Source organism: Mesorhizobium sp. B2-5-4, assembly GCF_006441095.1.
GTDB classification, from domain to species: Bacteria; Pseudomonadota; Alphaproteobacteria; order Rhizobiales; family Rhizobiaceae; genus Mesorhizobium; species Mesorhizobium salmacidum.
Window position 1 is genome coordinate 1 of sequence record NZ_VFUR01000047.1, and the last position, 6815, is coordinate 6815.

Sequence of the window (6815 nt, forward strand, 5' to 3'; positions counted from 1 at the left end):
CCCTAAGTCACCCCTTACCCGCCCGCCCCAGCAGCCGCGCATAAACCTCGCCGACAATCCCGCGCCGAAACACCAGCACGCAGACCATGAAGATAAGCCCGGTGGCGATGGTCACGGGGAAACCGGAGGTGGCCAGCGTGTTTTCCAGGCCGACGACGAGGCTGGCGCCGATGATCGGGCCGACCATGGTGCCGATGCCGCCGAGCAGCGTCATCAGGATCACCTCGCCCGACATCTGCCAGGTGACGTCGGTGAGCGTGGCGAACTGGAAGACGATCGCCTTGAGCGAGCCTGCGAGCCCGGCTAGCGCCGCCGACATGACGAAGGCGCCGAGTTTGTAGCTGGCTACTGAATAGCCGAGCGAAATGGCGCGGTTCTCGTTTTCGCGGATCGAGCGCAGGATCATGCCGAAGGGCGAATTGACGATGCGCCAGATGGCGAAGATGCCGGCCAGGACCACGGCAAGCACGAAATAATAGATGTTCATCGGGGCATTGAGGTCGAGGACACCGAACAGGACGCCGCGCGGCACGCCCTGGATGCCGTCCTCGCCTTGCGTGAAGGGCGCCTGCACGCAGAAGAAGAAGAACATCTGCGACAGCGCCAGCGTGATCATGGCGAAATAGATGCCTTGCCGGCGAATGGCGAAGAAGCCCATGACGAGGCCGAGCAGCGCGGCACCCGCCATGCCGAGCAGGATGCCGGCTTCCGGCGGCCAGCCCCAGACCTTGACGGCGTGCGCGGTGAAATAGGCGGCGCCGCCGAAGAAGGTGGCGTGGCCGAAGGACAGGAGGCCGGTATAGCCGAGCAGGAGGTTGAAGGCGCAGGCAAACAGCGCGAAACACAGCATCTTCATCAGGAAGATCGGGTAGACGAAGAACGGGGCCGCCAGCAGCGCCGCTATGCCGAGCCCGACCAGCACCCATTCGAGCCTTGGCGAGGGTTTGGCCGATGTCTCACGCAACGAAAGCTCTGCCATGTCGGATGTTTCTTCCGCCATGTCAGGCGTCCCTTCCGAACAGGCCGGCCGGCCGGACCAAAAGCACGATCGCCATGATGACGAAGACCACCAGGTTGGAGGCCTCGGGGTAGAAGACCTTGGTCAGGCCTTCGGCGAGGCCAAGCATGTAGCCGGTGACGATCGCGCCGAGGATGGATCCCATGCCGCCGACCACGACCACCGCGAAGACGACGATGATGAGATCCGATCCCATCAGCGGACTGACCTGATAGATGGGTGCGGCCAGGATGCCGGCGAGGCCGGCGAGCGCTGAGCCAAGGCCGTAGGTGAGGGTCAAAAGCAACGGCACGTTGACGCCGAAGGCCTGGACGAGGCGAGGGTTCTCGGTTGCCGCGCGCAGATAGGAACCGAGCCTGGTCTTCTCGATCAGCGCCCAGGTTCCGAAGCAGACGATCAGCGAGGCGACCACCACCCAGCCGCGATAAATGGGCAGGAACATGAAGCCGAGATTGGTGCCGCCGGCCAGCAGCGGCGGCACGGCGTAGGGGTTTCCCGACACGCCGTAATAGTAGCGGAAGATGCCTTCGAGCACGAGCGCGAGGCCGAAGGTGAAGAGCAGGCCGTAGAGCGGATCGGTGTCGTAGAGCCGCGACAGCGCCAGGCGTTCGACCACGACGCCGAACAGCCCGACGATCAGCGGCGCCAGGATCAGCGCCGGCCAATAGCCGATGCCGAGATGGGTGAACAGGAGATAGCCGATGAAGGCGCCCAGCATATATTGCGCGCCATGGGCGAAATTGATGACGCGCAGCAGGCCGAAAATCACGGCCAGGCCGAGGCTCAGCATGGCGTAGAAGGAGCCGTTGATCAGGCCGACCAGCAATTGGCCGAGCAATGCCTGGACGGGGATGCCGAAGATCATCGTCATGGCGCCATCATACACCCAGAATTTCGTGGAGCAGCTTCATGCGGTCCGCCAGTTCGCCGGTGGGGAAACCGGCCACGACCTTGCCGTGCTCCATCAGGTAGAAACGATCGGCGACACGGCTGGCGAAGCGGAAATTCTGCTCGACCAGCAGGATGGTCATGCCGCGCTGCTTCAACGTCGCCAGCAGCTCGCCGATGCGCTGGACGATGACAGGCGCGAGGCCCTCGGTCGGTTCGTCCAGGAGCAACATCTTGACTCCGGTCCGCAGCATGCGCGCTATCGCCAGCATCTGCTGTTCGCCGCCGGACAGCCGCGTGCCCGGGCTGTTGCGCCGCTCCTTCAGATTGGGGAAGAGATCGAAGATTTCCTCGACGCTCATGCCGCCCGGGGCAACGACAGGCGGCAGCACCAGGTTCTCATCGACAGTGAGTGTCGAGAAGATGCCGCGTTCCTCCGGCACGAAGCCGATGCCCTGGTGCGCGGTGCGGTGCAGCGGCAGCCGCATCAGGTCGGCGCCGTCGAAAACGACCTTCCCGGTTCGCCGGCGGATCAATCCCATGATGGCGCGCAGCGTCGTCGTCTTGCCGACGCCGTTGCGGCCGAGCAAGGTGACCGTTTCGCCGGCAAACACTTCGAGGTCGACGCCGTGCAGCGCATGGCCCTCGCCATACCAGGCGTTGAGACCGCGGACCGCGAGCAGGGGCGAAGCACTAGTCATCGGCAGTGCCCATATAGGCCACCTTGACGCGCTCGTCGCGGCTGACGGTGGCGTAGTCGCCGGCCGCGAGCACCTCGCCGCGCTGCATCACCGTTATCCAGTCGCAGAGATCGGCCACCACGGTCAGATTGTGCTCGACCATCATAACCGCGCGGTCGCTCGCCACCGACCGGATGAGGGCGGACACCGTGGCCACGTCCTCATGACCCATGCCGGCCATCGGCTCGTCCAGCAGCAGCACTTTCGGGTCCAGCGCCAGCGTCGTGGCGATCTCGAGCACGCGCTTCCTGCCGTAGGAAAGATCGCCGGCCAGCCTGTTCGTGGCGTCGTCGAGGCCGACGGAACGCAGCAGCTCCATGGCGCGCGGCGTCAGCCGGTCGAGCGCCGCCAGCGAGCGCCAGAACTGGACGCCAAGCCCGGCCGACCGCTGCAGCGCGACGCGCACATTGTCGAGCACGCTGAGGTGCGGAAAGATCGCCGATATCTGGAACGAGCGCACCAGACCCATCCGCGCCACCCTGGCCGGCGAGGTGCGGGTGATGTCGTGGCCGAGCAGCTCGATCCTGCCGCTGGTTGGCGCCAGGAATTTGGTCAGCAGGTTGAAAACGGTCGTCTTGCCGGCGCCGTTGGGTCCGATCAAGGCATGGATGTTGCCATGGAGGACATCGAGGTCGACATTCTTGACGGCGACGAAGCCGGCAAAGTCACGTCGCAGGCCGCGGGCGGAAAGCACGACCCGCGGCTCTTCCGCGTTCAGGTCAGGCGGCACCATGGCCGCGCCGGTCACTGGGCGGCCGTCGGACAGCCGCTGTCCTTCTCGCTGAGGAAGGCCTCCTTGCCGGGAATGGTGGCGAGGTATTTGTAATAGTCCCAATCCTTGGTGCTCTCGCTGGGCGCCTTGACCTGGTAGAGATACATGTCGTGGACCATGTTGCCGTCGGCCTGGACCTTGCCGCCGTTGATGACGGCGTCGTCCACCGGCAGCGAATGGAGCTGCTTGGCGACCGCTTCGGTCTGGTCGGTGCCGGCCTTGTCGATCGCCTTCAAATACTGCGTCACGGCCGAATAGGTCGCGGCCTGGATCATGTTCGGCATGCGGTTGGTGCGCTTGAAGAAGCGCTGCCCGAATTCGCGGCTCTTGTCGTCGCGGTCCCAGTAATAGCCCTCGGTCAGCACGACGCCTTGCGCTGCCTGCAGGCCGAGCCCATGCACTTCGGCCAGCGTGAACAGGAGCGCGGCCAAGCGCTGGCCGCCCTGCACGATGCCGAACTCGGCTGCCTGCTTGATGGAATTGGAGGTGTCGAGGCCGGCATTGGCGAGCCCGATGACCTTAGCGCCCGACGATTGCGCCTGCAGCAGGAAGGACGAATAGTCGGTCGCGCCGAGGGGATAACGCACCTCGCCCAGCACCTTGCCGCCATGGCTCTCGACGAATTTGGCGGTCTGCTCCTTCAGCGAGTAGCCGAAGGCATAGTCGACGGTGACGAAGAACCAGCTGTCGCCGCCCTGCTGCACGAGTGAGCCGCCGGTGCCCACCGCCTGCGAATGGGTGTCGTAGGCCCAGTGGAAGCCGTAGGGCGAGCACTGCTTGCCGGTGAGGTCCGTGGTCGCCGCACCGGTGACGATGTCGATCTTCTTCTTTTCCTTGGAAATCCCCTGCACGGCGAGCGCGACCGAAGAGGTCGTCAGCTCCATGATGGCATCGACCTGTTCGGTGTCATACCACTGCCGTGCGATGTTGGAGGCGATATCGGGCTTGTTCTGGTGGTCGGCGCTGATGATCTCGACCGGTGCTCCCTGCACCTTGCCGCCGAAATCCTCGACCGCCATCTTGGCTGCCTCGACCGACCATTTGCCGCCGAAATCGGCATAGACGCCGGATTGGTCGTTGAGGATGCCGATCTTGACCTTGCCATCGGAAATCTCGGCGGCCGAGGCGGTGGTGGCCGCAAGGAGCGCGGCGGAAACGACATAGCATAGCTTCATGAGTCTACTTCCTCCCAGTGTGGATGAATCCGGCCGCCCCCTACGGTCGTCATGCGCAAGCACCAAGGAACATTAGGAAAATCAGGCGGAAGGGCAAGGGGCGGCCGCGGATTTCATGACGGCAAGGCCGACCCGATAGCGTGACGCCAGCGGGAAAGCTCAGGACGGGACACGAACATGTGAAGCTCGATCGGAGCACGCCGAGCTTGTTTGAACCACATCCCGGGCAGCTTCAGCCCTCGGTAGCGACGAGATGGCCGTTGCCGACATCGCTCAGCGCCAGTTTCAGCGGTGCCTCGCCGATCCGGCGGGTGGCGCTGGGGATCTCCTGATCGAGGCGGGCAAAACGGCTTCTGCGCTGCGCGGGATCGGGCACCGGCACGGCTTCGATCAGGCGCTTCGTGTAGGGGTGGCGCGGGTTCGAAAAAACCTGGTCGCGCGTGCCCATCTCGACGATCTGGCCGAGATACATGACGGCGACACGGTCGGAGATGTTCTCGACCACGGCCATGTCGTGCGAAATGAAGAGATAGGCGACGCCGAATTCGCGCTGCAATTCCTTCAACAGGTCAAGCACGCGCGCCTGCACCGAGACATCGAGGGCCGAGACGCTTTCATCGGCGATGATCAGTTTTGGCCTGAGCGCCAATGCCCGGGCGATGCAGACGCGCTGGCGCTGGCCGCCGGAGAATTCGTGCGGATAGAGCTCCATCTGGTCTGATGACAGGCCGACGCGGTCGAACAGGGCCGCTACCCGCTCGCGACGCTCTTCCTTCGAGGCGATGCCGTGGATGACCAGCGGTTCGGCGACGAGGTCGCCGACGCGCATGCGCGGGTCGAGCGAGGCGAAAGGATCCTGGAAGATCATCTGCACGTCGCGACGCACCGCCTTGCGCTCGTCGCGGCCGAGACCGGACAAATTGCGGCCGCCGACAACGATGTCGCCGCTATACGGCACCAGCCCGGCCAGCGCCTTGGCGGTGGTCGACTTGCCGCAACCGGATTCGCCGACCAGCGCCAGCGTCTCGTTGGGCGCGATCGAGAAGCTGACGCCCTCGACGGCGTGGACGCGGCGGGTGACCCGGCCGAGAATGCCGCCACGCAGGTCGAAGCGGACATGGAGGTCGTTCACCTCTGCGACATAGGCCGGCATTGCGGCTTCGGCGATCTCCTTCAATTGCTGGCGGCCGGCGCCACTGCCGATGCGCGGCACGGCGGCCAACAGCTCGCGCGTGTAGTCGGCTTGCGGGCGGGCGAAAATGTCCGATGTCTTGCCTTCCTCGACCATGCGCCCATGCCGCATGATGATGACGCGGTCGGCCATTTCGGCGACCACGCCCATGTCGTGGGTGATCAGGATGACGCTGGTGCCATGCTTATGCTGCAGGTCGCGCAGCAGTTCCAGCACCTCGCCCTGTACGGTAACGTCGAGCGCCGTGGTCGGCTCGTCGGCGATCAGCACGTCCGGTTCCAGCGCCAGCGCCATGGCGATCATCACGCGCTGGCGCATGCCGCCCGACAGTTCATGCGGAAATTGTCTTAGCCGGCTTTCGGCTTCCGAAATGCGCACCGCCTTCAGCGCCTCGACGGCACGCTGGCGGGCCTGGCTGGGCGACAGGCTGGTATGCGCCTCGATGGATTCGGTGAGCTGGCGGCCGATCGACAGCACCGGGTTGAGCGAGGTCATCGGTTCCTGGAAGATCATGGCGATGCGGTCGCCGCGAATGCGCCGCATCCGGCGTTCGTCGAGGGCGGTCAGCTCGGTCTCGCCCAAATGGACCGTGCCGGCGGAGATGCGCGCCGCGGGCTGCGGCAGGAGCTGCATGATGGCCAGCGCGGTCATCGATTTGCCCGAGCCGGACTCGCCGGCGATGCACAGCGTCTCGCCGCGGGAGAGCGTCAGGGAGAGGTTGGAGACGACCTCGCGGAAGCCCTCCTCGCCGCGCACGGAGACGGAGAGGTTGGTTATGGTGAGGATGCGGTCTGGGGTCATTGCGAGGACAGGATTCTGAGAAGTTTGTTGCGGCACGCCCCCCTCTGTCCTGCCGGACATCTCCCGCTCAAGGGGGAAGATTGGCAGCTTCGCCGACTCGCCTTCTTGATGACGATGATGGTTGGCGAAGACCGAGGTGACATCCGATCTCCCCCCTTGAGGGCCTGTTGCGCAATTCTGGCATTGTGATTCACTTCGATTATTGCTCGGAGGGATTTGCGATGGCGGT

6 protein-coding genes are annotated in these 6815 nt (G+C 64.7%); all 6 read right to left on the reverse strand.

Going from position 1 to position 6815, the window contains the following annotated elements; all coding sequences use genetic code 11:
* Positions 1–7 precede the first annotated feature (7 nt).
* The 6 genes from FJ492_RS28465 to FJ492_RS28490 all read right to left on the reverse strand — a co-directional run bounded on the left by FJ492_RS28465 (position 8) and on the right by FJ492_RS28490 (position 6586).
* A complete protein-coding gene (locus FJ492_RS28465; protein WP_140773658.1) occupies positions 8–979 on the reverse strand; it encodes a branched-chain amino acid ABC transporter permease in 972 nt (323 codons plus the stop codon).
* Between the two features lie 22 nt (positions 980–1001).
* Positions 1002–1889 carry a branched-chain amino acid ABC transporter permease gene (locus tag FJ492_RS28470; protein ID WP_140510975.1) on the reverse strand — a complete coding sequence of 296 codons (888 nt, stop codon included), beginning with the start codon at positions 1887–1889 and terminating at the stop codon, positions 1002–1004.
* Positions 1890–1896: 7 nt separating this feature from the next.
* Positions 1897–2607: an ABC transporter ATP-binding protein gene (locus FJ492_RS28475; protein WP_140773649.1), complete on the reverse strand. Its 711-nt coding sequence runs from the start codon at positions 2605–2607 to the stop codon at positions 1897–1899.
* Positions 2600–3379 (reverse strand): ABC transporter ATP-binding protein, encoded by a 780-nt coding sequence (locus tag FJ492_RS28480; protein ID WP_140773652.1) that lies wholly within the window; start codon positions 3377–3379, stop codon positions 2600–2602. The genes FJ492_RS28475 and FJ492_RS28480 overlap by 8 nt, the downstream gene beginning before the upstream one ends.
* Before the next feature lie 11 nt (positions 3380–3390).
* On the reverse strand, positions 3391–4593 hold the full coding sequence (locus FJ492_RS28485) for an ABC transporter substrate-binding protein (protein ID WP_140773654.1): 1203 nt from the start codon (positions 4591–4593) through the stop codon (positions 3391–3393).
* A gap of 232 nt (positions 4594–4825) precedes the next feature.
* On the reverse strand, positions 4826–6586 hold the full coding sequence (locus tag FJ492_RS28490; RefSeq protein WP_140773656.1) for an ABC transporter ATP-binding protein: 1761 nt from the start codon (positions 6584–6586) through the stop codon (positions 4826–4828).
* Positions 6587–6815 lie beyond the last annotated feature (229 nt).

Coding starts and splice junctions, on each gene's coding strand:
- FJ492_RS28480 (WP_140773652.1), bottom strand. CDS start 3,379: ATGGTGCCGCCTGACCTGAACGCGGAAGAGCCGCGGGTCGTGCTTTCC.
- FJ492_RS28465 (WP_140773658.1), bottom strand. CDS start 979: ATGGCAGAGCTTTCGTTGCGTGAGACATCGGCCAAACCCTCGCCAAGG.
- FJ492_RS28485 (WP_140773654.1), bottom strand. CDS start 4,593: ATGAAGCTATGCTATGTCGTTTCCGCCGCGCTCCTTGCGGCCACCACC.
- FJ492_RS28475 (WP_140773649.1), bottom strand. CDS start 2,607: ATGACTAGTGCTTCGCCCCTGCTCGCGGTCCGCGGTCTCAACGCCTGG.
- FJ492_RS28490 (WP_140773656.1), bottom strand. CDS start 6,586: ATGACCCCAGACCGCATCCTCACCATAACCAACCTCTCCGTCTCCGTG.
- FJ492_RS28470 (WP_140510975.1), bottom strand. CDS start 1,889: ATGACGATGATCTTCGGCATCCCCGTCCAGGCATTGCTCGGCCAATTG.